Below are 24,936 nucleotides of genomic sequence, written 5' to 3'. Positions count from 1 at the left end.
ACTGATTGACCGCAGGCACCGGCCGTCGTGCCGAATGATTTACGCGAGCACCGCCACCGCCTTGATCTGCGCCCACAGGCGCTGGCCCGGGTGCACGCCCAGTTGATCACGCGAGAAGCGGGTGATCCGCGCCAGCAGCGGCGTGCCGCCGGCATCGAGGCGGATCAGCACATGGGCACTGTTGTCAGCGGCCTGTTCGCTGACGACCGTAACGGGCAGACGATTGAGAATGCTGCTGGCTGCATCATTGTTCAGCGCCAGGCTGATGTCGCGCGCGTGCACTTTGCAGCGCAGAGCCTGGCCCACGGCCATCGGCGCATGGGTGACGCGAATGTTCATTGCAGTGGCCGGCAGTTGCAGGCTGAGCAATTGATAGGTGGCGTCGTAGGCGCTGACCTGGCCTTCGATGATCACCCCGGCGTCATCGCCCAGCGCCAAAGGCAGATCCAGGCGCGCAAGGGTTTCACCGATTGGGCCGCTGGCGAGGGCTTTGCCATCACGGAGCAATACCAAATGATCGGCCAGACGCGCGACTTCGTCCTGGGCATGGCTGACGTACAGCAGCGGAATATCCAGTTCGTCGTGCAGGCGCTGCAGGTATGGCAAGATTTCGCTTTTGCGCCGGCTGTCGAGAGCCGCCAGCGGTTCGTCCATCAGCAACAGTTTCGGGCTGGTCAGCAGGGCGCGGGCGATGCCGACGCGCTGCCGTTCGCCGCCGGACAGATGCTCTGGATGACGCTCGAGCAGATGGCTGATGCCGAGCAGTTCGGTCGCTTGGTTGATATCGACCCGGCGTTGCGACCTGGCGATGCGTTTTAGACCAAACTCCAGATTGGCCAGCACCGACAGATGCGGGAACAGGCTGGCTTCCTGAAACACATAGCCAAGCGCACGTTTATGCGGCGGGACGAAGATGCCCTTGGCACTGTCCTGCCACACCTCATCGTTGATCTGCACAAAACCGTGCTCGGCGCGCTCGAGCCCGGCGATGCAGCGCAGGCAAGTGGTTTTGCCCGAGCCGGAATCGCCAAACAGCGCAGTGACGCCGCGGCCCGGCACTTGCAGATCGACATCCAGTTCGAACCCCGGATAAGTGCGTTTCAGGCGTACATCAATCATCGATCAGCTCCAGCCGGCGCGGGTCTTGCGGCTGGAATACAGCGCCAGCAACACCAGAAACGAAAACACCAGCATCGCCGCGGACAGCCAGTGCGCCTGGGCATATTCCAGCGCTTCGACGTGGTCGTAGATCTGCACCGAGACCACGCGGGTCTTGTCGGGAATGTTGCCGCCGATCATCAGTACCACACCGAACTCACCCACGGTGTGGGCAAAGCCGAGGATCGCTGCGGTGATGAAGCCGGGGCGCGCCAGCGGCAGGATCACGCTGAAGAACGTGTCCCAGGGATTGGCGCGCAAGGTCGCGGCGACTTCCAGCGGGCGGGTGCCAATCGCCGAGAAAGCGTTTTGCAGCGGTTGCACCACGAACGGCATGGAGTAGATCACCGAGCCGATGACCAGCCCGGTGAAACTGAACGTCAGCGTGCCCAGCCCCAGCCACTGAGTGAACTGACCGAGAAAACCGTGCGGCCCCAGCGCCAGTAGCAGGTAAAAACCGATCACCGTCGGCGGCAGCACCAGCGGCAGGGCGACGATGGCGCCGATGGGCCCGCGCAACCACGACGATGTGCGCGATAGCCACAACGCGATCGGCGTGCCGATCACCAGCAGGATCGCAGTGGTCAGCGACGCCAGTTTCAGGGTCAGCCAGATCGCGGCGAAGTCGGCACCGGTCAGCGACATTTACAGTTCATATCCAAAGGATTTGATCACCGCAGCGGCTTTCGGCCCCTTGAGGTAATCGACCAGGGCCTTGGCAGCGGCGCTGTCCTTGCCTTTGTTCAAGATCACCGCGTCCTGTTTGATCGGATCATGCAGGGTGGCCGGAACAATCCATGCCGAGCCGCTGCTCACCTTGCCGTCCTTGTAGATTTGCGACAGCGCTACAAAGCCCAGTTCGGCGTTGCCGGTGGAGACGAACTGGTAGGCCTGGGTAATGTTCTGGCCTTCGACGATTTTGCTTTTCGTGGCTTCGCTCAACTGGAGTTTTTCCAGCACCTGAGTGGCGGCCAGGCCGTACGGCGCGGCTTTCGGGTTGGCGATGGACAGGTGCTGGTATTGGTTGGTTTTCAGCACATCACCCTGTGCATCGACATAACCTTCTTTTGCCGACCACAGCGCGAGGGTGCCGACGGCATAGGTGAAGCGTGAGCCTTTGACGGTTTCGCCTTCTTTTTCGAGCTTTTCCGGGGTTGTGTCGTCAGCGGCGAGGAATACCTGGAACGGCGCGCCGTTCTTGATCTGGGTGTAGAACTGGCCGGTTGCGCCGTAAGCAGCGACCAGTTTGTGGCCGGTGTCTTTTTCGAAGTCGGCAGCGATGGCCTGGATTGGCGCGGTGAAATTGGCGGCAACTGCCACTTGTACTTCGTCAGCCTGCGCGGCGCCCATGCTGAACAGTGCGAGGAATGAAGCGAAGCAGACGGGGGTGAAGCGTGTGGCAGCAAGTGTCATGTAAAGGCTCCGTCATCGGCGGCGGTAATTGCTCTGGTTGGGATAACGCCGATACATGGGCGTAATCGCTGTATACGGAAATATATAGCGATACGCCGCCAAGTGGCGAGGGAATAAATCCGCTCGCCGCATTAATTCAGTGACGGTTGAGTTTCGCCAATGCGCCCTCGGCCAGTTGCCGGGTGAGTTCAGCGCTGTCGATATCCTTGCCCAACGTCAGCGCTTGTCCGGCCCAGAGGTTGGCAAAGTCGGCGTCATCCTTGGCCCGCAGCGGCATCAGCGCACCGCCGGCCAACGGGAAGGCCGGCGCCTGCGCCGACATCGGCCCGAGCTCGCGCATCGCCCGATTGACAATGCCCCGCGCCGGACGGCCGGTGAAAATATTGGTGATGGCGGTCTGGCTTTCTTTCGCAGTGCGCAAGGCTTTGTGGTGCGATGCGCTGACTTTGGCTTCCGGAGTGAACAGGTACGCCGTGCCGACTTGCACCGCCGAGGCGCCGAGCATGAAAGCTGCGGCAACACCCCGGGCATCGCTGATCGCGCCCGCCGCGATCACCGGCACTTTCACCGCGTCGACCACCTGCGGCACCAGGGCGAAGGTGCCGACCTGAGTGCTCAGGTCCTCGCTGAGAAACATCCCGCGATGGCCACCGGCCTCATAGCCCATAGCGATGATCGCATCGCAGCCGTGTTGCTCCAGCCAGATCGCTTCCTCGACCGTGGTGGCAGACGAAAGGATTTTCGCCCCGGTGGCCTTGACCCTATCAAGCAGGTTTTTTTCCGGCAGCCCGAAATGAAAACTCACCACCTCGGGGCGGAATTCCTCAAGCACGGCACACGCGGCTTCGTCAAAGGGTGCGCGGTTGGACACTGGTGTCGGCGCGTCGAAATCGGCACCCAGTTCGCGGTAGTAGGGTTCGAGCAGATTTTTCCAGTCACGGGCGCGCTGTTCATCAGGCGCCGGTGGCTGATGGCAGAAGAAATTGACGTTGAACGATTTGGCGGTGTGCTGGCGAATCGTTTTCAGTTCTTCGCGCAGTTGTTCGATGCTCAGCATTGCTGCCGGCATTGAACCGAGGCCGCCGGCGTTGCACACGGCAATTACCATCGAAGAATTGGTCGCACCGGCCATCGGGCCCTGGATGATCGGCAGTTCGATACCGAGAAGATCAACGATGCGGGTGTCTGGCCACTGGCTCATATAGCAATTCTCCGACGATGAAACGGGCAGGGACGGCAGGCGGTTTTTAGCAGCAAAACCTGTTGCGGGGCCAGTCTGAAATTCTGAACATCACGTGCAGTTTTTCAGCGTCGGTGCAATCCGCCACCGCCAAACGAACGGTTCATCATTTGTGAGGAATGGTTGAAGTTGTGCGTGCGCTGGTTACCGAGATTACGTGCGGCGGATTCGCGGTTGAGATTTTGCAACTGCGCATTGTTGTTCGCGGGTCTGGTCCGGTTGGCACCGCTGCCGGCCACGGACTGCCAGCCGTTGTCGGTTCTCTTGTAGACGTTGCCGTCGCGCCCGGCATAAACGTTGTCGCCGACCCGCGCGGCGCCGCCGTTGCGGCCATGGATACCGCCGTATTGCGTGGTGTTGCCGGTATTGGGGTTGTAAACGGCGCCGCGATTGGCACTGACGTGAGTGCCGCTGCGGACGTTGCCAGCGCTAACCCGCTCTCCGGCGATGGCACCGCCGTTCGGGCCGACTGCCACGCCGCTGCGCCCGGCAGCGTAGTTGCCGGTGTAGGCGTTGTGCACCGCGCCACGTTGCCCGGCGGCGGCAATGCCGGTACGCGAGTTGTACGAGGCGCCAACCTGACCGGCCCAGCGATTGCCGGTCCAGGCGTTGTAACCGGCGCCATAACGGCTGACCGTCGCGCGATCACCCCACTGATGATAAAGATTGCCGGTGGTTCCGGCCCAGCCACCCGGGCCCCAGGCCACCGCGCCGCCGCGATAACCGTAAGCGGCGCCCCCCCAGGCCAGCGGCGCCGGGTACAGACGCGGACCCCACGCGTAGCCCCAGCCGTAATTTCCCCACCACGGATAGGCGCCCCAACCCCAGCCCATGGCGACGGTGCTGCCGCCCCAGCTCCAGCCGAATCCAAAGCCAAAGGACCAGCCAGTCCACGGCGTGTAACGAATCGCGACGCCGAAACCATAGGTCACCGGCGGCCCGTACCAGACGCTGCCGACCCACGGCGTATACGGATAACCGGTGCCGTACACCACAACGCCAGTCGCCGGGTCCAACGTCGAGCCTTGATAGCCCGGTGTGTAGCCGACCACCACGGTATCGCCACTGGCCTCGTAAACCTTGACGTATGTGAGGTAGTGCATCGGCGAGCTGGGCGGAATCGAATAAATCACCGCTGGTACTGAAGAGGCCACACTCCACGGCCCGCTCACCGAGGTGGCGCTGAACCAGATGCCGTTCTCCACGGCCCACCAACTGTCGTTGTCGACGCGAATGATCGGTGTGGCGCTGTTGACCACGTATTGCAGCGGCGTATTGCTGATCGCTTTGAGCTGCGGCTCGCCGTCAAATTGCGGTGTGGTCATCTTCACCGCGCTTTTCTTGATCGCCGACGTCTGCGGGATGGTCGCGGCAATGGCCGCCTCCTGCGCCTGTGGCGTGCCGGCCACCGAGGCCTTGACGTTCTCTTTGGCGCTGTCGTCAGGAATATTGGCAAAGTCGGCCGGCAGTTTGTCTGCCGGGACAAAGGTCCATGGCCCGCTCATGTCGCTGGCGCGGAACCAGCGCCCGGAGATCAGTACATAACTGTTCTGATCGCCGATTTCCTTGAAGATGTGCCCGGTGGTGTTGCTCACGTACAACAGGCTGGTGCCCTGAATCGGTTGCCATTGCGCGGCGCCGTCAGTGACCAACAGTTCCGTTGGCGTGGTGGCGATGAAAATCTTTGGCTGCGGAGGCTTGGCCAGGCTGGGAATCTTGTCCTTCGGATCGCTTTGTCCGGTGAGCAAATCCACCTGGCGACTCTTTATCGCCGCCTGTTTGGCTTTTTCCAGTTCGGGCGACGGTGCAGCGAGGCGCGTGTAGTTGCCGTCCACTTGATCCGCGACCATCCAGCCGTCGAATACGTGCAGGTAGTGTTTGCCCTGGACGTCCTTGAGCAGCAATGGGCGCGTGTTGATCACCCGTTGCAGCTCGGTGCCTTCCACCGGCCGGTAAGCCGCTTCGCCGTCGATGTACACGAGGATTGCCGGGCTGTCGGAGCTGATGATGGTCGGCGGTGTGTTTTCCAAGGGCGCGCTGTCGGCTTTCTGTTCAGCGTTGAGCACGCCAACCGCTGCTTCCAGCTGATCCAGTGAAATGGTTTTCTTGCGGCTCTCGGCATCTTTTTCCAGGACGGCTAGCCACGTGTCGGCCTGTTTGGCATCGGCGGGGAAATCGGCCTTGATGATGTTGTACTGATCGAGCGCGACCCAGCGGGTGGCTTTATCGACGAGGGTGTGAGCGCTGAACTGGACGATGCCGTAGGTGGACTTGCCATCGGCAGCCGTGGCTTCGACCGCCGCGCGGGCATTGAGCGTATAGCCGTCCCAGCTGTCGAGCTGCGGCTGATATACCGTCAGTTTGCTCTTGCCGCTGTTGATCACCTGCGGCCAGTTCGGCTCGCTTGGCGCCGCGTCCGGCTTTGCCGCTGGGGCGGCTGCCCAGGCGTTGCCAAGTGTCAGCAGACATAACATCAGCAACCAGGGTAAAGCGCGCAGCAAAGGCATCGTCAGCTCCATCGACAGACCGGTTCGCAAGGCAAAACCGGGAAAACACAACCGTCGAAAAAGCATAGCCGCCCGCCGAGGATTTACCCGGCTGATCGAGCAGTCAGCGCAAAGTCGAGTGTGGCAATGTGTTGCGATGTGCTATTTCAAGGCATGCTTTTACAAATCATTTTCGAGAGGCCGTCATGTTCAACGCCATTCTGATCGACAAAGACGACAGCGGTTATCGCGCCAATCTGCAGCAAATCGATGAGCAGCAACTGCCCGAGGGCAACGTCAGCGTGAACGTCGCGTACAGCACGCTGAATTTCAAGGATGGCCTGGCGATCACCGGCAGCAGCCCGGTAGTACGCAAGTTTCCCATGGTGCCGGGCATCGACCTGACGGGGACTGTCGAGTCCAGTTCGCATGCCGATTTCAAGGCGGGCGACCGAGTGCTGCTCAACGGCTGGGGCGTCGGGGAAAGCCACTGGGGCGGACTGGCGCAAAAGGCCCGGCTCAACGGTGACTGGCTGATTCCACTGCCCGAAGCTTTCACCCCTGCGCAAGCCATGGCCATTGGCACTGCGGGCTACACGGCGATGCTGTGCATTCTGGCGCTGGAGCGCCATGGCGTGACCCCTGATCAGGGCGAAGTGCTGGTCACTGGCGCCAATGGCGGAGTCGGTAGCTTTGCCATCGCTTTGCTCAGCAAGTTGGGATACCGCGTGGTGGCGTCCACGGGCCGGGTGTCCGAGCATGAATACCTGGAGCAATTGGGCGCTGCAGAAATAATCGATCGCGCCACCTTGTCCGAACCGGGCAAGCCGTTGGCGAAGGAGCGTTGGGCGGCGGTGGTCGATTCGGTCGGCAGCCATACATTGGCCAACGCTTGCGCCAGCACTCGCTCGGAAGGCGTGGTCGCGGCATGCGGGTTGGCGCAAGGCATGGACTTTCCGGCCTCGGTAGCACCATTTATTCTGCGCGGCGTGACGTTGGCGGGGATCAACAGTGTGACCCAGCCCAAGGCGCGCCGTATCGAGGCGTGGAACCGGCTGGCCAAGGATCTGGATTTCTCGTTATTGCAATTGATCAGTCAGGAAATCAGTTTGAGCGAAGCGCTTGAGGCTGCGCCCAAACTGCTCGCCGGGAAACTGCGGGGCAGGGTGGTGGTCGACGTCAATCGTTGAGTTCGCGCTCAAGCAACTGGCGTTTGCGTTCGACGCCCCAGCGGTAGCCGGAAAGGTTGCCATCGCTGCGCACCACGCGGTGGCAGGGAATCGCCACCGCCAGGCGGTTGGCCCCGCAAGCCTGGGCCACCGCACGCATCGAAGTCGGCGCGCCGATGCGTTGCGCGATCTCGGCGTAACTGGCGGTGCTGCCTGCGGGTATCTCGCGCAGCGCCTGCCAGACGCGCTCCTGAAACGCGGTGCCGCGTATATCCAGCGGCAAGTTCAGGCCTGTCGCGGGCGCTTCGACAAAACCGACGACGCTGGCGATCAACTGTTCAAATTCGCGGTCGGCGCCGATCAGATTGGCCTTGCGAAACTGATCCTGCAGATCGCAGACCAGTTGATGCGGATCGTCGCCGAGCAGAATTGCGCAGATCCCCCGTTCGCTTTGCGCCACCAGAATCGCCCCCAGCGAGCATTGGCCAACGGCAAAGCGGATGTCGTTGTTTTGCCCGGCGGCGCGGTAGTCGGTGGGCTTCATGCCCAGCAGTTGATCGGCTGATTCGTAAAAACGGCTGTTGGAGTTGAAGCCAGCGTCATACAGCGCGTCGGTCACCGAGCCGCCATCCGCCAGACGCGCACGCAGTTTGCGTGAACGATGCGCCGTGGCGTAAGCCTTGGGCGTCAGGCCAGTCGCGGCTTTGAATACTCGATGAAAATGGAAAGGGCTAAGGCCGGCGCTGGCGGCAAGGCTGTCGAGCGCGGGCAATGTCTCGGACGCTTCGATCTGCCGGCAGGCTGCTGCGATGATCGCCGCATGTTGCGCGTCATTCTGGTCCTTGCTGGCCCGTTTGCTCGGCCGATATCCGGCAGCTTCGGCCAGTTCGGCGGTTTCGAAAAATATGACGTTCTGCGGTTTCGGCAGACGCGCAAGGCTGCTCGGTCGGCAATAGACGCCGGTGGTTTTCACCGCGTAGACAAATTGTCCGTCGGCACTTGGGTCGCGAGCAACCACGGCGGCCCAGCGGGGATCGTCTTCAATACTGATGGTGTTCGAAAGCGTGTCCATGAGAGGGAATCCGTTGACCTGTTTGAGTCAGGTTAACCAGCATCGTAACCCGCGACACTCCGCGCCTTGCGGTCAAACTTTTACTGATCGCCAGCAACGCGGAAGGTGATGTTGATGCGCCGTTCGCCCAAGAGCGGGTGATGGCCGGGTTTGATTGGCAGCACGCCGTGATAGCGCAGGCGATCCACACCACCCCAGACCACCATGTCGCCGTGCAACAGCGGGATGCGCTGGCTCTTGTCGCTGCGTTCGAAACCGCCAAACAGAAACATTGCCGGCAAACCCAGCGACAACGAAACGATGGGCGCGGCATAACCCTTTTCGTCCTTGTCCTGATGCAACGACATCTTGGCGCCGGGGACGTATTGGTTGATCAGGCAGGAGTCGGCCTGAAAATCCGGAAAGCCGGCACGCTCAGCCGCTTGGTGCGCCAGTTCGGCAAATACCGCCGGCATCGACGGCCACGGCAAGCCGCTGAGTGGGTCGACGCTGGAATAGCGGTAACCGCTGCGATCGGTGATCCAGCCCAGCTGTCCGCAACTGCTGGTGCCGACCGACATGCTGAAACCGCCGGGCGTGACCATGTGGCGTAGCGGGGCGGCGGCGAGAACGGTTTCGAGCGCCGTTAGCAGTTGCTCGACCCGAGACAAGGCGAATCCGCGCAGCACCCACGATTGCTCGCCGATCTGCTCGGCGCGGAGTTGCTGAACGGGCTCGTTGTCGGCGAACAGGTCAAACGTGGTTGGTTGCATGATTCGGTTACAGCGCTTTGCTGACCTTGATGTCACTGAGTTCTTCGTCAGCGTGCATTTTCTTCAGCGCCGCTTTCGCTTCCTCGTCAGTGCCGGTTTCCAGTTCAGCGAATTCGAAACGCTGTTCACCGTCCAGTTTGTACTTGATCACGTATTTGATTTTTTGCGCCACGGTAGTGGTTTCCTTTCAGAATAGGCTGCGCGTATCAGCTCAGTTTAGTGCTGGAGCGACGGATGATCTTGATCGAATGGGTCAGGGTCGGCTTGCGCGTCACGCTGATTGCACGGCGGTTGACGGTGTCGATGGTAATGTTCCAGAAGCCGGTGCTCGGCGCCGTTATGCGTGCTGGGAAGGTGTCGAACGCGCCGCCGTGGTAGGTGTGACGACCGCCGTTTTTGAAGCTGCGGAAGTTGGCGTCGTTCATCAAACGGATGTTGCACATCTGCGAGCATTGAATGACGACGATGTCGTCTTCGTTGAGGTGCTCGCGCTGGTGAATGAATTTCATGGGCGCCTCCAGAAGGGCTTTTTCTACTAAATCAAAACGATAGCTTGTCGATGGGCGCAGTTTATCAGCCCGCACGGGTTATTATCTGGCCGTCGGGCGTTGCTTTGACAAATTTTGAACAGAACTTCGCCATGGCCGGCGGGTTAAATGCACAAGGCCCCGGAGAAAAGCGGCATTTGTGCTGTCGGACGGTCTTTAACGGAGGATTTATATGAAGTGGGGTGTGGTGTGTGTGCCGTTGATTCTGGCAATGGCCGGTTGCGCAAATGTTTCCGAAATCAATGAAACCCTGCCGACCATGAGCGTTATCTCTGGCAAAAAGCCTCAGGAATACGCGCAGTGCCTGACTGAAAAACTCGCCGACAGTCGCGGCGCGTTGCAGGTTCAGCCGCAGAAGGACGGTGTACGAGTGATCGTCCCCGGCAAACTTTCGTCAGGTCCAGCAGCAGTGTTTGATATCGAGGATCGCGCCGGTGGCAGCAGCATCAAGCTGCATGAGCGCATGTCAAACGTGCCGGTTCGCCCTCACGATGTACAGAAAGCCGCGAACGCCTGTATTTCCGGCTGATAGACTACCGGACATCAGCACCCGATGCCGTCACAGTCCTGCTGTGGCGGCATTGTCATTTATGGAGTCGCGATGAAGCGAGAGCACGTGCGGGAGCGCCATGCAGAGGGCCTTATCTCTGCCACCCATGTCATCCAGAACCCGGCAAATCCCGGTGAATGGATCGTGTTTTTCAAGAAGAGTGCAGGGCGCAGCTACTTTTTGGTGGATGACAATGATGAAGTCGAGTCCTTCAGTCGGCTCGACGATCTGATCGAGGTCGTCCGTGGCCTCGGAATCAAGTTCGCCGAAATCCACATGTAGGCTTACTTGCAGACAACCACGACGTTGCGGGTTTTGTAATTGCCGACGTCGACGCCCAGGGTTTTGTCGTCTTCCGCAGGTGCCGGTGTGCCGTCAGTGCCGACAATCCGATAACCGGTGCCGGCGCAGGAGGCATCTGCCTTCTCGTAGCACATCGCCCAGGAGTTGGCCTCACCTGAACAGTCGATGCTCAGGCCTTGTTCGCCATTGTTCAGAAAGGTCGGCTGCGAGGTGGCACAGCCGCTCAGTACCAACACCGCGAAAATCAGATGCAGTTTGTTCAGGTTCATGGTTGCGTGGTCTTCAAGTGGGGGACTGGATGCTCTGACAGCGCCGCGATGAAAAGGTTATAGCGATTGGCCACTTGTTTGCCAACAAGGCACAAAAAAGCCCTGCGTCCTGGCAGGGCTTGAAGCGTGTGGCGACAAGGTCAGTCCTGATCCTTGCCACGGCGCTTGGAAGAAGCAGGCGTATCGGTGAACACCGAGGCCACATCCGTCGCCATCTGCTCGCTGTCGAAAGGCCCGGCGATGTGTTCGCCGTTGGTGGTGGTCAGCGTCCACTTGCCGTCTTTCTTGTCGATCACATACCCGTTGATGATTTTTACCGCAGCCATCTGGTCTTACTCGTTCGCAGGTTCAAAGGCGCCATGATACCGGCAAATGCTCGCTTCGGGGACCGATAAGCGTATGGTGATCCAGTTTCCCCGGATCTTGAGCTACGCTGAATTCGCCGCTGCAACACCGGGATGGAACTATCCGCGCGAATATTTCTCTATGTTGGCATCGGTTAGCCAGCGCGGGGCATTGTAAGGCGCACGCCGCCTGATTAGACTGCCCCGAAACTCGTACACACAGCCTTTTCAAGGACTTATATGATCAAGAAATGCTTGTTTCCAGCAGCCGGTTACGGCACTCGCTTCCTCCCAGCGACCAAAGCCATGCCTAAAGAAATGCTGCCGGTGGTAAACAAGCCACTGATCCAGTACGGCGTTGAAGAAGCACTGGACGCGGGCCTGACTGAGATTTCCATCGTCACCGGTCGTGGCAAGCGTGCTCTGGAAGACCACTTCGACATCAGTTACGAGCTGGAAAACCAGATCAAGGGCACCGACAAGGAAAAGTACCTGGTCGGTATCCGCAAGCTGTTGGACGAGTGCTCGTTCTCCTACACCCGTCAGACCGAAATGAAAGGTCTGGGCCACGCGATCCTGACTGGCCGCCCGCTGATCGGTGACGAACCGTTCGCCGTGGTTCTGGCGGACGACCTGTGCGTCAACATCGACGGCGACGGCGTGCTGACCCAGATGGTCAAGCTGTACAAGCAGTTCCGCTGCTCGATCGTCGCTATCCAGGAAGTCGATCCGCAGGAAACCAACAAGTACGGCGTAATCGCTGGCGAAATGATCCGCGATGACATTTACCGTGTGCACAGCATGGTCGAGAAGCCAAAGCCGGAAGACGCGCCGTCGAACCTGGCCATCATCGGTCGTTACATCCTGACCCCGGACATCTTCGACCTGATCGAGCAGACCGAGCCAGGCAAGGGCGGCGAAATCCAGATCACCGACGCCCTGATGAAGCAAGCCCAGAACGGCTGCGTGATGGCCTACAAGTTCAAGGGCAAGCGTTTCGACTGCGGTGGCGCTGAAGGCTACATCGACGCGACCAACTTCTGCTTCGAAAACTTCTACAAGACTGGCAAAGCTTACTGATAGCGTTTGCCCCGTCTGCAAGAGAAAGCCACCTTCGGGTGGCTTTTTCATTTTCCGCCCTTATATGGATGGCAGTGCTTGCCCAATGAATGGCTGCGGGTATGCTGATGGCCTGCCGAGGAGATAGAAATGGCCTACGATTTTGACCTTTATGTGATTGGTGCCGGTTCCGGCGGTGTGCGGGCTGCGCGGTTTGCCGCCGGCTTCGGGGCGAAAGTGGCGGTGGCCGAAAGCCGTTATCTGGGCGGCACCTGCGTCAATGTCGGCTGCGTGCCGAAAAAACTCCTTGTGTACGGCGCGCACTTTGCCGAGGACTTCGAGCAAGCGTCCGGTTTCGGCTGGAACCTGGGCGAGGCCAACTTCGACTGGGCCACGTTGATCGCCAACAAGGATCGCGAGATCAATCGCCTCAACGGCATTTATCGCAATCTGCTGGTCAACAGCGGCGTGACCCTTCACGAGGCGCACGCGAAAATCGTCGGGCCGCACGAGGTCGAGGTCAACGGCGAGCGCTTCACCGCGAAGAACATCCTGATCGCCACTGGCGGCTGGCCGCAGATCCCCGAAATCCCGGGGCACGAGCATGCGATCGGTTCGAACGAAGCGTTCTTTCTCAAAGAACTGCCCAAGCGTGTGCTGGTAGTTGGCGGCGGTTATATAGCGGTCGAGTTCGCCGGAATTTTCCATGGCCTCGGTGCCAACACCACGCTGCTGTATCGCGGCGATCTGTTCCTGCGCGGTTTCGACGGTTCGGTGCGCAAGCATCTGCAGGAAGAATTGACCAAGCGTGGCCTCGATCTGCAATTCAACGCCGACATTGCGCGCATCGACAAGCAGGCTGATGGCAGCTTGAAGGCCACGCTCAAGGATGGTCGAGTGCTCGAAGCCGACTGCGTGTTCTACGCCACCGGTCGCCGTCCGATGCTGGACAATCTGGGCCTGGAAAACACCGATGTTCAGCTCGACGACAAGGGCTTTATCAAAGTCGACGACGAGTATCAAACCACCGAGCCGTCGATTCTGGCGCTGGGCGACGTCATTGGTCGCGTGCAGCTGACACCGGTTGCGCTCGCCGAAGGCATGGCCGTGGCGCGGCGTCTGTTCAAGCCGGAGCAATACCGCCCGGTGGACTACAAGATGATCCCGACCGCCGTGTTCAGCCTGCCGAACATCGGCACGGTCGGTTTGAGCGAAGAAGAAGCGCGCGATTGTGGCCACGAAGTGGTGATCTTCGAAAGCCGCTTCCGCCCGATGAAGCTGACCCTGACGGACTGTCAGGAGAAAACCCTGATGAAGCTGGTAGTCGACGCCAAGACCGACAAGGTGCTTGGCTGCCACATGGTCGGCCCGGATGCTGGCGAGATCGTGCAAGGACTGGCGATTGCTTTAAAGGCGGGCGCGACCAAGCGCGACTTCGACGACACCATCGGGGTGCACCCGACGGCCGCCGAAGAGTTCGTCACCATGCGCACACCGGTCAGCGCTTAAGCATCCTTCGCTTTGGTCGATTCTGGCGCTGCCGCAACGGTAGCCGCCAGACGCTGGCTGTCCTCAAGGCTCGCCTGAGCCTTGAGCAATTCCTTTTCCAGTGACTGATTGAGCTGCGTCTGCTCGTCGACGCTCTGTTTGAGCGCCTGGCTTTCCAGTGTCGCCACGCGCAGACGTTCCTGGAGGAGGGTGCGCTCGCTGTCCATGCGCGTCGCCTGCTCGAGCAACTGATCCTGACGCTGATTGCTCTGCTTGAGTTGATCCTGCACCAGGTTCAGCTCGCGCTGGGTGCCACGGTTTTCGGTAAGCAGGCGTTCGTTGTCGCGGTGCAACTGCGTGATCTCATCCTGACGCACCAACGCGCTCTGCTGGGCTTGACGCAGTTCGGCCTGAATCTGCTGGATCTGCCCTTCGTGGCGGGCCTGTTCCTGCTCGCGCTGTTCCTTGCTGGCGTTGCGGTAATGCTCCAGCGCATCGCGGGCGTGCAGGTGTTTTTCTTCCAGCGAGCGGATCTGCTCGTCCTTGTCCTGCAGACGCAATTCGAAGTCGGCCAAGGCCTGGTTCAGGCCGGCGTTGCGCGTCTGTTCGGTTTGCAGCATCGAGCGGGTGTTGCTCAGCGCTTCGGATTCGCGTTGCAGGGCGGCGCCCTGAATGTCGTGGTCGTGTTCAAGTTTTTCCAATGCCTGGCGTACCTGTTTCAGCTCGGTTTCCAGTGCTTCGCGTTGCTCCTCGAACTGTTCGCGGGCTTGCTCGATGGGCTCCTGCGCCTGTTCTTTCAGGCGCTGGGCGAGGCGAGAGACGAGGGCGGTCAGCTCATCATCGATCGGTTCTGCTGACGCTTCTATTGGCTGGGCGCCGTCATCCAGCTCTTTCAGATAACGATGGATCGTGGTTTTCGAGCCGGTGTTGCCCATTTCGATGCGTACTGCATCGATGCTTGGGTGTTCGCCGCGGGCCAGGATTGCTGTGCGTGCGATTTGCACCAGTGCTTTGGTAATGCCGCCACGGGCCATGTGAACTCCTACGTTTACGTACTGTGGTACATGCCACTAAAGTACGCAGTGTACCATGCTGAAAATATAGGTAAATCGTTGATGTAAAACAGGCGGGATATACTGGTATTACCCAATGTCAGGCGGCAAAATGCGCTTTTGCATGCCTGAACCCGTACACCAGCGAGAAAACCGCCCATGAGTGACATTGATCGATATCTGCAAGCCGCCACCCGCGACAACACCCGCCGCAGCTATCGCATGGCCATCGAGCATTTCGAGGTGACGTGGGGCGGATTTCTCCCGGCCACCGCAGATAGCGTTGCGCGCTATCTGGTGGAGCACGCCGGGGTTCTATCGATCAACACGCTGAAATTGCGCCTGTCGGCGCTGGCGCAGTGGCACAACAGTCAGGGTTTTGCCGACCCGACCAAGGCGCCAGTGGTGCGTAAGGTGTTCAAGGGCATTCGCGCCTTGCACCCGGCGCAGGAAAAACAGGCCGAACCATTGCAACTGCAGGATTTGCAACGTGTGATCGATTGGCTGGAACAGGAGGCGCAATCCGCCCGCCAGGAACAGGACCGCCCGACCTTGCTCAAGGCCTATCGGGATCGCGCGCTGATTCTGTTGGGCTTCTGGCGGGGCTTTCGCAGCGACGAGTTGTGCCGCTTGCAAATCGAGCATGTGCAGGCCAGTGCTGGCAAGGGAATCACCTTGTATCTGCCGCGCAGCAAGGGCGACCGGGAAAACCTCGGACAGACCTATCAGGCCCCAGCGCTGCTCAAGCTGTGTCCGGTGCAGGCTTATATCGACTGGATCACCGAGGCCGCGCTGGTACGCGGCGCAGTTTTCCGAAGCATTGATCGGTGGGGCAATCTGAGCGAGGAGGGTTTGCACGCCAACAGCATCATCCCGCTGTTGAGACAGGCTCTGCAACGTGCCGGGATTGCCGCCGCCGGTTATACCAGCCACTCGTTGCGACGCGGCTTTGCAACCTGGGCGCATCAAAGCGGCTGGGATCTGAAATCACTGATGAGTTACGTCGGCTGGAAGGACATGAAATCCGCCATGCGCTATGTTGAGGTCAGCCCATTCCAGGGAATGGCTCGGATTATGGATAAGCCGGATCAAGCGTAGAGATCGTTTTCTTCTATTAATACAGTCAGCTAATAGCGAAAACAAATCAGCAGTATCAGGTTTGCCAATGAGCCTTCCGTCGAGTGAGTGGGTAGGATTCACCCATCAACTTCATAACCCCTGACGGAGAGTCATCGATGCCTATCATCAACAGCCAAGTAAAACCGTTCAAAGCTACCGCGTTCAAAAACGGCGACTTCGTTCAAGTCTCGGATGCTGACTTGAAAGGCAAGTGGTCCGTGGTGTTCTTCTACCCAGCCGACTTCACCTTCGTATGCCCAACCGAGCTGGAAGACCTGGCCGACAACTACGCTGAGTTCAAGAAGCTGGGCGTGGAAATCTACAGCGTTTCGACCGACACCCACTTTGCTCACGCTGCCTGGCACAACACTTCGCCAGCCATCGGCAAAATCCAGTACACCATGATCGGCGACCCGACCCACGTCATCTCGCGCAACTTCGACGTGCTGATCGAAGAAGCTGGTCTGGCTGACCGTGGCACCTTCGTGATCAACCCTGAAGGCCAGATCAAAATCGTTGAACTGAACGATGGCGGCGTTGGCCGTGACGCTTCCGAGCTGCTGCGCAAGATCAAGGCTGCTCAGTACGTCGCTGCACACCCAGGCGAAGTTTGCCCGGCCAAGTGGAAAGAAGGCGAGGCCACTCTGGCTCCGTCGCTGGACCTGGTCGGCAAGATCTAAGTCTGTGACATGCAACGCAGGGCGGCACGCCGCACCTTCTTAAGTTAGCTGCACCGCCCAATAAAAATGCCCGGGCGAGATTCGCTCGGGCTTTTTTTCGCCTCAAATAAAGGCAATCGCCCGTATGTTGGACGCCAATCTTAAAGCCCAGTTGAAATCGTACCTGGAACGGGTCACCCAACCGATCGAGATCGTCGCATCCCTCGACGACGGTGCGAAATCCCGTGAAATGCTGGAACTGCTGAAAGACGTTGCCAGTCTTTCGAGCCAAATTACCCTGATCGACAGCGGTGACGATGCCCGCAAACCATCGTTCTCGATCAATCGCCCCGGAGCCGACATCAGCCTGCGCTTTGCCGGTATACCGATGGGCCACGAATTCACCTCCCTGGTGCTGGCGCTGCTGCAAGTCGGTGGCCACCCGTCGAAGGCCAGCGTTGAAGTCATCGAGCAGATTCGTTCGCTAAAAGGCGAGTTCAGCTTCGAGACCTACTTCTCGCTGTCTTGCCAGAACTGCCCGGACGTCGTTCAGGCGCTGAACCTGATGGCCGTGCTCAACCCGAACATCCGCCACGTCGCCATCGACGGCGCGCTGTTCCAGGACGAAGTCGACGATCGCAAGATCATGGCTGTGCCGAGCATCTACCTCAACGGCGAAAACTTCGGCCAGGGCCGTATGGGCCTGGAGGAAATCCTCGCCAAACTCGACACCGGCGCGATTGAGCGTCAGGCCGAGAAAATCAGCGCCAAGGAAGCCTTTGACGTGCTGGTCGTCGGCGGTGGCCCGGCCGGTGCTTCGGCGGCCATCTATGCCGCACGTAAAGGCATCCGCACCGGTGTCGCTGCTGAGCGCTTCGGCGGTCAGGTGCTGGACACCATGGCCATCGAGAACTTCATTTCCGTCCAGGAAACCGAAGGGCCGAAACTGGCCGCGGCTCTGGAAGAACACGTCAAGCAGTACGACGTCGACATCATGAACCTGCAACGTGCCGACAAGTTGATCCCGGGCAAGAATGGCGAGTTGCACGAAGTCCACTTCGCCAGTGGCGCAACCCTGAAAGCCAAGAGCGTAATCCTGGCGACCGGCGCACGCTGGCGCGAAATGAACGTCCCCGGCGAGCAGGAATACCGCAACAAGGGCGTGGCTTACTGCCCGCACTGCGACGGCCCGCTGTTCAAAGGCAAGCGCGTAGCGGTGATCGGCGGTGGTAACTCCGGCGTTGAAGCGGCCATCGACCTGGCCGGTATCGTGTCGCACGTAACGCTGCTTGAATTCGACGTGCAACTGCGTGCCGATGCCGTTCTGCAACGCAAACTGCACAGTCTGCCGAACGTCACCGTGATCACCAGTGCGCAAACCACTGAAGTCACCGGCAATGGCGAGAAGGTCAACGGTCTGCGTTACAAGGATCGCACCACAGATGAGCTGCGCACGGTTGAGCTGGAAGGCATCTTCGTGCAGATCGGTCTGCTGCCCAACACCGATTGGCTGAAGGGCACCATCGAGCTGTCGCCGCGTGGTGAGATCATCGTCGATAATCGTGGCGAGACTTCGATTCAGGGGATCTTTGCAGCGGGCGACGTGACGACTGTGCCTTACAAGCAGATCGTGATCGCAGTGGGCGAGGGCGCCAAGGCTTCTCTGAGCGCGTTCGATCACTTGATCCGGACTTCGGCCCCGGCGTAACTTCCAGGTCGAAAACGAAAAAACCCATGAGCGATCATGGGTTTTTTATTGCGCGTGGAAAGCCACCCCTCACCCCAGCCCTCTCCCGAGGGAGAGGGAGCCGACCGAGGTGTCTGAAGTCATCCATAGACCTGAGAGGGCCGGTCGATTATGGATTCACCGCCAATCTTTCAAGTCGGCGTAATTCTCCAACATCCCCCAATCAGTCCCCTCTCCCTCTGGGAGAGGGCTAGGGTGAGGGGCTTTCAGCTTTTACAGCGGCGCAGGCTGAATGATTTCGACCCAGTAGCCATCCGGATCCTTGATGAACGCCAGGCTCTTCATCCGGCCATCGGTCAGACGCTTCTGGAAATCGCAACCCAGCTCTTCAAAGCGTGCACATGCTGCAACGATATCCGGCACTGAGATGCAGATGTGGCCGAAACCGCGCGGGTCGGTGTTGCCATTGTGATAGGCGAAGTCGGCATCGTTTTCGGTGCCGTGGTTGTGGGTCAGTTCGAGAATGCCCGGGATCGATTTCATCCATTCGGTACGCGCGGCGGCGTCGGTCGGGATCTGTGATTTATCGACCAGCGCGAGGAAGTACAGGCTGAACTCGGCTTCCGGGAAATCACGCTTCTCGACCAGCGAGAAACCCAGTACACGGGTGTAGAAATCCAGCGACTTGGTGATGTCCTTCACGCGCAGCATGGTGTGGTTGAACACGAAGTTGCGGGTTGCGCTGTCTGGCGTAGCTGTCACGCCGGGAAAAGTGTTCAGTTCGTTGAGGCTCATGGGCCCTCCAATAACAAATGGGCGAGTGAATGGGCGCAATGATACGCATGCCGGCCGGCATCGCCAAATGCAAGGCGGGCTTGCCCTGCGCGAGGGCGGGGCTCAGACTTTGCCTTCTATCTACGAGTGCGTCCGGCAATGATCCGACTGTTGAAATCCGTGTTTGTTTTTTTTGCTTTGTCGTCGGCTGTGGTTTTACCCGTAATGGCCGAACCAAGTATCACTTGGCCGACGGGCTGGGAGGTTGAACCATTGCCGGACACCGCGCCACCAGTCTCGCGGCAGCGGGCGGTGAAGCTCGATGCTGATGGCAATCAGGTGATGGTGATGGAGTTGACCATGACGCAAGTGGAGGCGGGGCATCAGGTCAATTTGCAAGGCGTGCTGCTGGAAATGCGCAAATCGATCCAGAAGGATTTCTTCCGCAGTGGTTATCAGAGCGTTTGCAACAGAATTCATCCGGCTGCGCTCGGCTCATTGTCCGGGCTGGAGACGACGTGCACGGTCACCGAGAACGGTCGACACGTATTATCACAAACGTTGGTGGCAGCTGTGGAAACAGACAAGGCTTACGTACTTTCATATGCCGGTCAGGCCGAGGTTTATAAGGCGAGCGCCGACGACATAGAGGCGGCGCGCAACAGCCTGAAATTATAAACGTCCGTACTAACTTGCAATGATTTGAATGCCGGAAAGGATTAAGCACAAAGTTTGATCCAGCGTGTCCTAGCAACATTGCGCAGCAAAATGTTTAGCCTGATGATTCAGTAACGTTACACAAATTTCCAACTTGTTCGATGAAAATCATTTCATTTGTTAGATATTGTCAATAAAAAAGCCCTGCATCGAGCAGGGCTTTTTGTTGGCGTCAGATCAACCGCGCAACCATGAATCCACGGTGGCTGCACCGTACTGCTCTTTCCAGGCTTTCAGACCGCGATGGTTGCCACCCTTGGTTTCGATCAGCTCGCCAGTGTGCGGGTTCTGATAAACCTTGACCACCCGAGCGCGGCGAGTCTTGGGCGCTGCGGACTGCTGGAGACCGGACTTTGCCGGGTTTGGATCAAGGATGGCGATGATGTCTTTCAGGCCTTTGCCATAGGTTTTCATCAGTCCCTGGAGCTTTTCTTCGAATTCGATTTCTTTCTTGAGCCCGGCATCGTTCTTCAGCGATTCCAGCTGTTTGAGCTGTTCCTGAAGGGCCTTTTCAGCTGCGCGAAATTCGGCGAGTCTGGACAATATCTTTACTCCAATAGTGTGTTTGGCTGATACCAACCGCAAACAAAGCTATAAGCCAAGAGCCTGGAAGCGACTCGGTGATAATTGGCTCACCTGCCAGTCTGGCTCAGGTTGAAAAAATTGTAGTAGTTAATGCGACAAGAGTAAATCCTGATGTTGTCGTCATGTAACAACAATGACTTTTTGTATCAATTTGGTGCGGCTGTTCGGCGGGCCATGTCGGCGACTTAATGATGAGTTAATGCGTCGAGGAACTCAGCGCCAGGCATTGGTCTACCGTACAAATAGCCCTGCAAAAAATTAACGTTATGCTCGGTCAGGTAATCAGCCTGGACCTGAGTTTCGACACCTTCGGCAACAATGCGCAAGTCCAGTTTGGCCGACAGCTCGATAATGGAGTCGAGGATATGCCTCGATAACGCGTCTATGCCGATCATGGCCACGAAGCTCTGATCGATCTTTAGAAAGTCGACATTGAAGGTGCGCAGATAACCAAGGCTTGAATGTCCGGTACCGAAGTCGTCGATTGCGATTTTCACACCCAGTGCATGCAGCTGCTCGAAGAGCTGCAGGGTGATGTCATTCGGCTCGACCAGCTGGCGCTCCGTCAATTCCAACACCAGTTCGATGCTGCCAGGCGCAAATGCAGCCAAGAGGTCACGACAATCCTCGACCAGCTCCAGATCCTGGCAATGGCTGGCGGTGATATTGATGCCGATATGGAAAGGTTTGGCGAAGCTTGTGGATTGCGGCCCCAGCAGCACCGCAGTCTGTTGCATCAGGGCGCGGGTCATCGGCACGATCAAGCCCGAGTGCTCGGCAAATGGAATAAACAGATCCGGCCGTACCAGGCCCTCTTTCGGATGATTCCAGCGCATCAGCACTTCGGCACCCGACCATTGCTTGCTGTCACCGTGAACCACGGGCTGGAAATAAGGGATGAACTCCCCGGCTTCCAGCGCACGCAGCATTTCATGGCTGGGCGAGGTCGATCGCTTCTGGACGAAGTGGCCGATTGCACCGGAGACTGCACCGAAGAAAATCAACAGGCTGAACAGCGGAGGATATTCAGCCGCCATGTAACGTCGGATTTCGCCCTCGGGGAACCCCGCGGAGACCTTGAAACCGTAGCGTTCGGATTCCAGCAGGCTGTGCGCGACCGGCAGGGCAGGCAGTGATCCGTGATGCACTTTGCCGTCGGCGGACAGCCAGTTATCGCCTACTTGCAACATCAGTAATGTCTGGCGGCCGATCAGGCGCAGGATGTTACTCAAGTGATAGCCATCCAGTGTGGTCAGTGCGCCACCACGACCGTCGCTGAGACGGTAGATCAATAATGCCGTGTCGGGCGTCACCGGATTGCCATTCATCAGCCACAGTTTGCCGTCGTGGTAGTTTCCGGCATCGACGGCTTCGTTGAACTGGCCGAACAGCGAACTACAGTAGAGATTGTTGTCCCAGACCAGATTGGTTGAGCGCACGAAGGGGCGACGGGTCACCTGTTCGCGCAGGGCGAGTTTCACTTCTTCGCAATTTTTCCCGGCAAGCGGCAACAGAATCCGGGCAGCTTCTGCGGTGTTATCGAGCATCAAGTCGAACTGTCGCAACGCTTGCTCGGCAGTTTCTCCGGCGCTTTGTTGCAACGTGCGTTCTGCCTGCATATAGAGAATCACACTGCCCAGCACGATTGGCAGCAGGCTGCTGAGCAAAGTCACAACCTTGCGGGTGCTGCGCTTGCGGCGGGGGCGGCGGGTCAGCGGCATGGACACATCCTGTGGCTTCGAAGTCGGGCCCGGTAAACAATCGAGCCAGAGGGAGAATAGATGGCAGATGGCTCTTGTGCCGTATCCAAAAAACAGGATTTTATAGAGAGGGCAGACAGGGTCGGTTACGCTGTGTAGAATCGGTTTACGCATACAATAATAATCGTCTTCTGGCAGCAGAAGCCTCGCCCGCAAGAGCCTTGGGTCGACAATGAAGATATTCGGGTTTCAACTGATCTACGGAGACTTCCTCGCTCGCAGCGTGCGTGGCATCTCCTGTGCGCCTCCCACTACATCACTTTCCTGACAAATAACCCTGGTTAATTGATAAGAAATGATGAGGCGTCACCATGGCAGATTTATACGAAAACCCAATGGGCCTGATGGGCTTTGAGTTCATCGAGTTCGCAGCGCCGACCCCTGGCACGCTGGAGCCGATCTTCGAGATCATGGGCTTCACCAAGGTCGCGACCCACCGTTCCAAGAACGTGCACCTGTACCGTCAGGGCGCGATCAACCTGATCCTCAATAACGAACCCAACAGCGTCGCCTCGTACTTCGCGGCTGAGCACGGCCCGTCCGTTTGCGGCATGGCGTTTCGCGTCAAGGATTCGCAAAAAGCCTATTCCCGCGCACTCGAACTCGGCGCTCAGCCGATCCACATCGAAACCGGTCCGATGGAGCTTAACCTGCCGGCGATCAAAGGCATCGGTGGCGCGCCGCTGTATCTGATCGACCGTTTCGGCGAAGGCAGCTCGATCTACGACATCGACTTCGTGTTCATCGAAGGCGTTGATCGCAACCCGGTTGGCGCCGGCCTGAAGATCATCGATCACCTGACCCACAACGTGTATCGCGGTCGCATGGCCTACTGGGCGAACTTCTACGAGAAGCTGTTCAACTTCCGTGAAATCCGTTACTTCGACATCAAAGGCGAGTACACCGGTCTGACTTCAAAAGCCATGACCGCACCGGATGGCATGATCCGCATCCCGCTCAACGAAGAGTCGTCCAAGGGCGCCGGGCAGATCGAAGAGTTCCTGATGCAGTTCAACGGCGAAGGCATCCAGCACGTTGCATTCCTCACCGACGACCTGATCAAGACCTGGGATCAGTTGAAGAAAATCGGCATGCGCTTCATGACCGCGCCGCCGGACACCTACTACGAAATGCTTGAAGGTCGCCTGCCGAACCACGGCGAGCCGGTCGATCAACTGCAATCGCGCGGCATCCTGCTCGATGGCGCGTCGGAGCAGGGCGACAAGCGTCTGCTGTTGCAGATCTTCTCGGAAACCCTGATGGGCCCGGTGTTCTTTGAGTTCATCCAGCGCAAGGGCGACGACGGTTTCGGCGAAGGTAACTTCAAAGCCCTGTTCGAATCGATCGAGCGCGACCAGGTGCGTCGTGGCGTGCTGACCACCGAGTAATCTGGAATGAGAAAATCCCGGCCGGCAGAGATGCAGGGCCGGGATTTTTTTGCTTCATACAAAACCTGTGGGAGCGAGCCTGCTCGCGAATGCGGACTTTCATTCAACAGTCATGTTGACTGGTCTGATGACTTCGCGAGCAGGCTCGCTCCCACATTTGTCTTGTGTTGGATTCAAGAGCGGCGTTGGCGCGTCAAGTGTTTGAAACCTTCGAAAACCAGCACCACCACCGCCAGCCAGATCGGAATGTAGGTCAGCCACTCGCCCGACTTGATGCTTTCCCCGAGCAACAAAGCCACCGCAAGCAGCAACACCGGTTCCACATAACTCAACAAACCAAACAGACTGAACGGCAGCAAGCGGCTGGCGATGATGTACACCACCAGCGCGGACGCACTGATCAGGCCGAGCAGCGGAATCAGCCACATCAGTCCCGGATATTGATCGAACACGGCCAGGCCCTGTTCGCCGCCCTGCACAAACCAGTAGGCGACCGGCAGCATCAGGGTCATGTCGACCCACAGGCCACCGAGGTTGTCGGTTTTCAGGTATTTGCGCAGCACGAAGTACAGCGGATAGCCAACCACGACCACCAGCGTCGCCCAGGAAAAACCACCCACCTGATACAGCTCGTTCAACACGCCCAGACTGGCGAAAAACACCGCGATTTTCTGCAGGTAAGACAGGCTCTCGCCATAGGCAATCCGCCCCGTCAGCACCATCGCCAGTGGCAAGAGGAAATAGCCCAGCGATACATCCAGGCTGTAATCATTGAGTGGTGCCCACATGAACAGCCACAGCTGTAACCCGAGCAGGGCGGAAGAAACCAGCAGCCCGGCAACCAGCTTCGGCCTGGCCGCCATCAATCGAACCAGCTCCAGCACCCGCCGCCATTCCCCGGAAACCAGCATGAACACGGTCATGCACGGCACGGTCAGGAGCATGCGCCAGCCGAAGATTTCCACGCCGCTCAGAGGCGTCAGCAGCGACGTGTAGTAATACATGACGGCAAACAGCACCGAGGCTGAAACCGATAGAGCGATACCTTTAGACAAACTGTCCTCGCGACGTGATGGTTGAACGGGGCGCGCAGGATACGTGGTTTTTGTGCTGAATATTGAGCGGGCGCTCATTATTTCCCACATCCCGGAGCCAAGCACAGAACCTGTGGGAGCGAGCCTGCTCGCGAAGAGGCCGGCAGGTTCAGCATAGATGTTGCGTCGGCTGGCGCTATGCATGATTGCATCGCTTAAACGCAAAAGATCGCAACCTTCGGCAGTTCCTACAGGGAACGCATTCCACAGTAGCTGCCGAAGGTTGCGATCTTTTGATCTGCGCCTCTGA

At 58.7% G+C, this 24,936-nt stretch carries 26 protein-coding genes; 10 read left to right on the top strand and 16 right to left on the bottom strand.

What is annotated here, in order from left to right; translation table 11 throughout:
• Positions 1–39 precede the first annotated feature (39 nt).
• The 5 genes from modC to PspCFBP13508_RS04070 form a co-directional block, all read right to left on the bottom strand.
• Positions 40–1,119, bottom strand: a complete 1,080-nt coding sequence (gene modC / locus PspCFBP13508_RS04090) for a molybdenum ABC transporter ATP-binding protein (protein ID WP_137213736.1) — start codon at positions 1,117–1,119, stop codon at positions 40–42.
• Between the two features lie 3 nt (positions 1,120–1,122).
• On the bottom strand, positions 1,123–1,803 hold the full coding sequence (gene modB / locus PspCFBP13508_RS04085) for a molybdate ABC transporter permease subunit (RefSeq protein ID WP_137213735.1): 681 nt from the start codon (positions 1,801–1,803) through the stop codon (positions 1,123–1,125).
• Positions 1,804–2,571 (bottom strand): molybdate ABC transporter substrate-binding protein, encoded by a 768-nt coding sequence (modA, locus tag PspCFBP13508_RS04080; protein WP_137213734.1) that lies wholly within the window; start codon positions 2,569–2,571, stop codon positions 1,804–1,806.
• A gap of 136 nt (positions 2,572–2,707) precedes the next feature.
• Positions 2,708–3,772, bottom strand: coding sequence for a nitronate monooxygenase family protein (locus PspCFBP13508_RS04075; protein ID WP_137213733.1), 1,065 nt, complete (start codon positions 3,770–3,772; stop codon positions 2,708–2,710).
• 104 nt (positions 3,773–3,876) lie between these two features.
• Positions 3,877–6,318: an autotransporter gene (locus PspCFBP13508_RS04070; RefSeq protein WP_137213732.1), complete on the bottom strand. Its 2,442-nt coding sequence runs from the start codon at positions 6,316–6,318 to the stop codon at positions 3,877–3,879.
• 185 nt (positions 6,319–6,503) lie between these two features.
• On the opposite strand from PspCFBP13508_RS04070, the gene PspCFBP13508_RS04065 reads away from it, so the two are divergent.
• The gene (locus PspCFBP13508_RS04065; protein WP_137213731.1) at positions 6,504–7,487 is read left to right on the top strand and encodes an MDR family oxidoreductase; all 984 of its coding nucleotides are present in this window, start codon (positions 6,504–6,506) and stop codon (positions 7,485–7,487) included.
• Here the strand turns inward: PspCFBP13508_RS04065 and ada are convergent.
• From ada to PspCFBP13508_RS04050, 4 genes are all read right to left on the bottom strand, one after another.
• Positions 7,477–8,538: a bifunctional DNA-binding transcriptional regulator/O6-methylguanine-DNA methyltransferase Ada gene (ada, locus tag PspCFBP13508_RS04060; protein WP_130909752.1), complete on the bottom strand. Its 1,062-nt coding sequence runs from the start codon at positions 8,536–8,538 to the stop codon at positions 7,477–7,479. The genes PspCFBP13508_RS04065 and ada overlap by 11 nt on opposite strands.
• Positions 8,539–8,618: 80 nt before the next feature.
• Complete coding sequence (gene alkB, locus PspCFBP13508_RS04055; protein WP_137213730.1) at positions 8,619–9,290, bottom strand: DNA oxidative demethylase AlkB; 672 nt, start codon at positions 9,288–9,290, stop codon at positions 8,619–8,621.
• Between the two features lie 7 nt (positions 9,291–9,297).
• Entirely contained in the window at positions 9,298–9,462 is a 165-nt protein-coding gene (locus tag PspCFBP13508_RS27390) for a hypothetical protein (protein ID WP_178084465.1), read from the bottom strand.
• Positions 9,463–9,496: 34 nt separating this feature from the next.
• Complete coding sequence (locus PspCFBP13508_RS04050) at positions 9,497–9,799, bottom strand: DUF1883 domain-containing protein (protein ID WP_007912251.1); 303 nt, start codon at positions 9,797–9,799, stop codon at positions 9,497–9,499.
• A 211-nt stretch (positions 9,800–10,010) separates the two neighbouring features.
• On the opposite strand from PspCFBP13508_RS04050, the gene PspCFBP13508_RS04045 reads away from it, so the two are divergent.
• Together PspCFBP13508_RS04045 and PspCFBP13508_RS04040 are read left to right on the top strand one after the other, a co-directional pair.
• Complete coding sequence (locus PspCFBP13508_RS04045; RefSeq protein ID WP_130909750.1) at positions 10,011–10,367, top strand: hypothetical protein; 357 nt, start codon at positions 10,011–10,013, stop codon at positions 10,365–10,367.
• A gap of 72 nt (positions 10,368–10,439) precedes the next feature.
• Entirely contained in the window at positions 10,440–10,670 is a 231-nt protein-coding gene (locus PspCFBP13508_RS04040) for a hypothetical protein (RefSeq protein WP_039762740.1), read from the top strand.
• Positions 10,671–10,672: 2 nt separating this feature from the next.
• Here the strand turns inward: PspCFBP13508_RS04040 and PspCFBP13508_RS04035 are convergent, their stop codons facing one another.
• On the bottom strand, positions 10,673–10,960 hold the full coding sequence (locus PspCFBP13508_RS04035; RefSeq protein ID WP_137213729.1) for a hypothetical protein: 288 nt from the start codon (positions 10,958–10,960) through the stop codon (positions 10,673–10,675).
• Positions 10,961–11,100: 140 nt separating this feature from the next.
• On the bottom strand, positions 11,101–11,286 hold the full coding sequence (locus PspCFBP13508_RS04030; RefSeq protein ID WP_016774922.1) for a hypothetical protein: 186 nt from the start codon (positions 11,284–11,286) through the stop codon (positions 11,101–11,103).
• A gap of 258 nt (positions 11,287–11,544) precedes the next feature.
• Here PspCFBP13508_RS04030 and galU point away from each other — a divergent pair, with 258 nt between their 5' ends.
• A complete protein-coding gene (gene galU, locus PspCFBP13508_RS04025; protein WP_024013124.1) occupies positions 11,545–12,384 on the top strand; it encodes a UTP--glucose-1-phosphate uridylyltransferase GalU in 840 nt (279 codons plus the stop codon).
• Between the two features lie 129 nt (positions 12,385–12,513).
• Positions 12,514–13,872, top strand: coding sequence for a glutathione-disulfide reductase (gorA, locus tag PspCFBP13508_RS04020; RefSeq protein WP_137213728.1), 1,359 nt, complete (start codon positions 12,514–12,516; stop codon positions 13,870–13,872).
• Here the strand turns inward: gorA and PspCFBP13508_RS04015 are convergent.
• A complete protein-coding gene (locus PspCFBP13508_RS04015) occupies positions 13,869–14,885 on the bottom strand; it encodes a DNA-binding protein (protein ID WP_137213727.1) in 1,017 nt (338 codons plus the stop codon). The two genes, gorA and PspCFBP13508_RS04015, sit on opposite strands and share 4 nt — an antisense overlap.
• A 177-nt stretch (positions 14,886–15,062) precedes the next feature.
• Here PspCFBP13508_RS04015 and PspCFBP13508_RS04010 point away from each other — a divergent pair, with 177 nt between their 5' ends.
• The 3 genes from PspCFBP13508_RS04010 (at position 15,063) to ahpF (ending at position 18,389) form a co-directional block, all read left to right on the top strand.
• Positions 15,063–16,001: a site-specific integrase gene (locus tag PspCFBP13508_RS04010; RefSeq protein WP_130909745.1), complete on the top strand. Its 939-nt coding sequence runs from the start codon at positions 15,063–15,065 to the stop codon at positions 15,999–16,001.
• Positions 16,002–16,138: 137 nt separating this feature from the next.
• Positions 16,139–16,702: an alkyl hydroperoxide reductase subunit C gene (gene ahpC / locus PspCFBP13508_RS04005; protein ID WP_126363038.1), complete on the top strand. Its 564-nt coding sequence runs from the start codon at positions 16,139–16,141 to the stop codon at positions 16,700–16,702.
• Positions 16,703–16,826: 124 nt separating this feature from the next.
• Positions 16,827–18,389 (top strand): alkyl hydroperoxide reductase subunit F, encoded by a 1,563-nt coding sequence (gene ahpF, locus PspCFBP13508_RS04000; protein ID WP_137213726.1) that lies wholly within the window; start codon positions 16,827–16,829, stop codon positions 18,387–18,389.
• A gap of 252 nt (positions 18,390–18,641) precedes the next feature.
• On the opposite strand, the gene gloA is transcribed toward ahpF, so the two are convergent.
• The gene (gloA, locus tag PspCFBP13508_RS03995; RefSeq protein WP_071172594.1) at positions 18,642–19,163 is read right to left on the bottom strand and encodes a lactoylglutathione lyase; all 522 of its coding nucleotides are present in this window, start codon (positions 19,161–19,163) and stop codon (positions 18,642–18,644) included.
• Positions 19,164–19,301: 138 nt separating this feature from the next.
• Here gloA and PspCFBP13508_RS03990 point away from each other — a divergent pair, with 138 nt between their 5' ends.
• The gene (locus PspCFBP13508_RS03990; RefSeq protein ID WP_137213725.1) at positions 19,302–19,820 is read left to right on the top strand and encodes a DUF4946 domain-containing protein; all 519 of its coding nucleotides are present in this window, start codon (positions 19,302–19,304) and stop codon (positions 19,818–19,820) included.
• Positions 19,821–20,036: 216 nt separating this feature from the next.
• On the opposite strand, the gene PspCFBP13508_RS03985 is transcribed toward PspCFBP13508_RS03990, so the two are convergent.
• Positions 20,037–20,402 carry a histone-like nucleoid-structuring protein, MvaT/MvaU family gene (locus tag PspCFBP13508_RS03985; protein WP_016774912.1) on the bottom strand — a complete coding sequence of 122 codons (366 nt, stop codon included), beginning with the start codon at positions 20,400–20,402 and terminating at the stop codon, positions 20,037–20,039.
• A gap of 227 nt (positions 20,403–20,629) precedes the next feature.
• Positions 20,630–22,165, bottom strand: coding sequence for an EAL domain-containing protein (locus PspCFBP13508_RS03980; protein WP_137213810.1), 1,536 nt, complete (start codon positions 22,163–22,165; stop codon positions 20,630–20,632).
• A gap of 350 nt (positions 22,166–22,515) precedes the next feature.
• Here PspCFBP13508_RS03980 and hppD point away from each other — a divergent pair, with 350 nt between their 5' ends.
• Positions 22,516–23,592, top strand: a complete 1,077-nt coding sequence (gene hppD / locus PspCFBP13508_RS03975) for a 4-hydroxyphenylpyruvate dioxygenase (protein ID WP_016774910.1) — start codon at positions 22,516–22,518, stop codon at positions 23,590–23,592.
• A 173-nt stretch (positions 23,593–23,765) separates the two neighbouring features.
• Here the strand turns inward: hppD and rarD are convergent, their stop codons facing one another.
• A complete protein-coding gene (gene rarD / locus PspCFBP13508_RS03970) occupies positions 23,766–24,647 on the bottom strand; it encodes an EamA family transporter RarD (RefSeq protein ID WP_137213724.1) in 882 nt (293 codons plus the stop codon).
• Between the last annotated feature and the right edge of the window lie 289 nt (positions 24,648–24,936).

This window comes from Pseudomonas sp. CFBP13508 (assembly GCF_005233515.1).
GTDB lineage: Bacteria > Pseudomonadota > Gammaproteobacteria > Pseudomonadales > Pseudomonadaceae > Aquipseudomonas > Aquipseudomonas mercuritolerans.
The sequence above is the reverse complement of the archived record's forward strand: the minus strand, read 5'-3'. Positions and strand labels throughout refer to the sequence as shown.

Coding starts and splice junctions, on each gene's coding strand:
- alkB (WP_137213730.1), bottom strand. CDS start 9,290: ATGCAACCAACCACGTTTGACCTGTTCGCCGACAACGAGCCCGTTCAG.
- PspCFBP13508_RS04040 (WP_039762740.1), top strand. CDS start 10,440: ATGAAGCGAGAGCACGTGCGGGAGCGCCATGCAGAGGGCCTTATCTCT.
- PspCFBP13508_RS04010 (WP_130909745.1), top strand. CDS start 15,063: ATGAGTGACATTGATCGATATCTGCAAGCCGCCACCCGCGACAACACC.
- PspCFBP13508_RS04075 (WP_137213733.1), bottom strand. CDS start 3,772: ATGAGCCAGTGGCCAGACACCCGCATCGTTGATCTTCTCGGTATCGAA.
- modB (WP_137213735.1), bottom strand. CDS start 1,803: ATGTCGCTGACCGGTGCCGACTTCGCCGCGATCTGGCTGACCCTGAAA.
- gloA (WP_071172594.1), bottom strand. CDS start 19,163: ATGAGCCTCAACGAACTGAACACTTTTCCCGGCGTGACAGCTACGCCA.
- ahpC (WP_126363038.1), top strand. CDS start 16,139: ATGCCTATCATCAACAGCCAAGTAAAACCGTTCAAAGCTACCGCGTTC.
- PspCFBP13508_RS03990 (WP_137213725.1), top strand. CDS start 19,302: ATGATCCGACTGTTGAAATCCGTGTTTGTTTTTTTTGCTTTGTCGTCG.
- PspCFBP13508_RS04015 (WP_137213727.1), bottom strand. CDS start 14,885: ATGGCCCGTGGCGGCATTACCAAAGCACTGGTGCAAATCGCACGCACA.
- PspCFBP13508_RS03980 (WP_137213810.1), bottom strand. CDS start 22,165: ATGCCGCTGACCCGCCGCCCCCGCCGCAAGCGCAGCACCCGCAAGGTT.
- PspCFBP13508_RS04070 (WP_137213732.1), bottom strand. CDS start 6,318: ATGCCTTTGCTGCGCGCTTTACCCTGGTTGCTGATGTTATGTCTGCTG.
- PspCFBP13508_RS04050 (WP_007912251.1), bottom strand. CDS start 9,799: ATGAAATTCATTCACCAGCGCGAGCACCTCAACGAAGACGACATCGTC.
- ada (WP_130909752.1), bottom strand. CDS start 8,538: ATGGACACGCTTTCGAACACCATCAGTATTGAAGACGATCCCCGCTGG.
- gorA (WP_137213728.1), top strand. CDS start 12,514: ATGGCCTACGATTTTGACCTTTATGTGATTGGTGCCGGTTCCGGCGGT.
- PspCFBP13508_RS04035 (WP_137213729.1), bottom strand. CDS start 10,960: ATGAACCTGAACAAACTGCATCTGATTTTCGCGGTGTTGGTACTGAGC.
- ahpF (WP_137213726.1), top strand. CDS start 16,827: ATGTTGGACGCCAATCTTAAAGCCCAGTTGAAATCGTACCTGGAACGG.
- galU (WP_024013124.1), top strand. CDS start 11,545: ATGATCAAGAAATGCTTGTTTCCAGCAGCCGGTTACGGCACTCGCTTC.
- modA (WP_137213734.1), bottom strand. CDS start 2,571: ATGACACTTGCTGCCACACGCTTCACCCCCGTCTGCTTCGCTTCATTC.
- PspCFBP13508_RS04065 (WP_137213731.1), top strand. CDS start 6,504: ATGTTCAACGCCATTCTGATCGACAAAGACGACAGCGGTTATCGCGCC.
- hppD (WP_016774910.1), top strand. CDS start 22,516: ATGGCAGATTTATACGAAAACCCAATGGGCCTGATGGGCTTTGAGTTC.
- PspCFBP13508_RS04030 (WP_016774922.1), bottom strand. CDS start 11,286: ATGGCTGCGGTAAAAATCATCAACGGGTATGTGATCGACAAGAAAGAC.
- PspCFBP13508_RS04045 (WP_130909750.1), top strand. CDS start 10,011: ATGAAGTGGGGTGTGGTGTGTGTGCCGTTGATTCTGGCAATGGCCGGT.
- modC (WP_137213736.1), bottom strand. CDS start 1,119: ATGATTGATGTACGCCTGAAACGCACTTATCCGGGGTTCGAACTGGAT.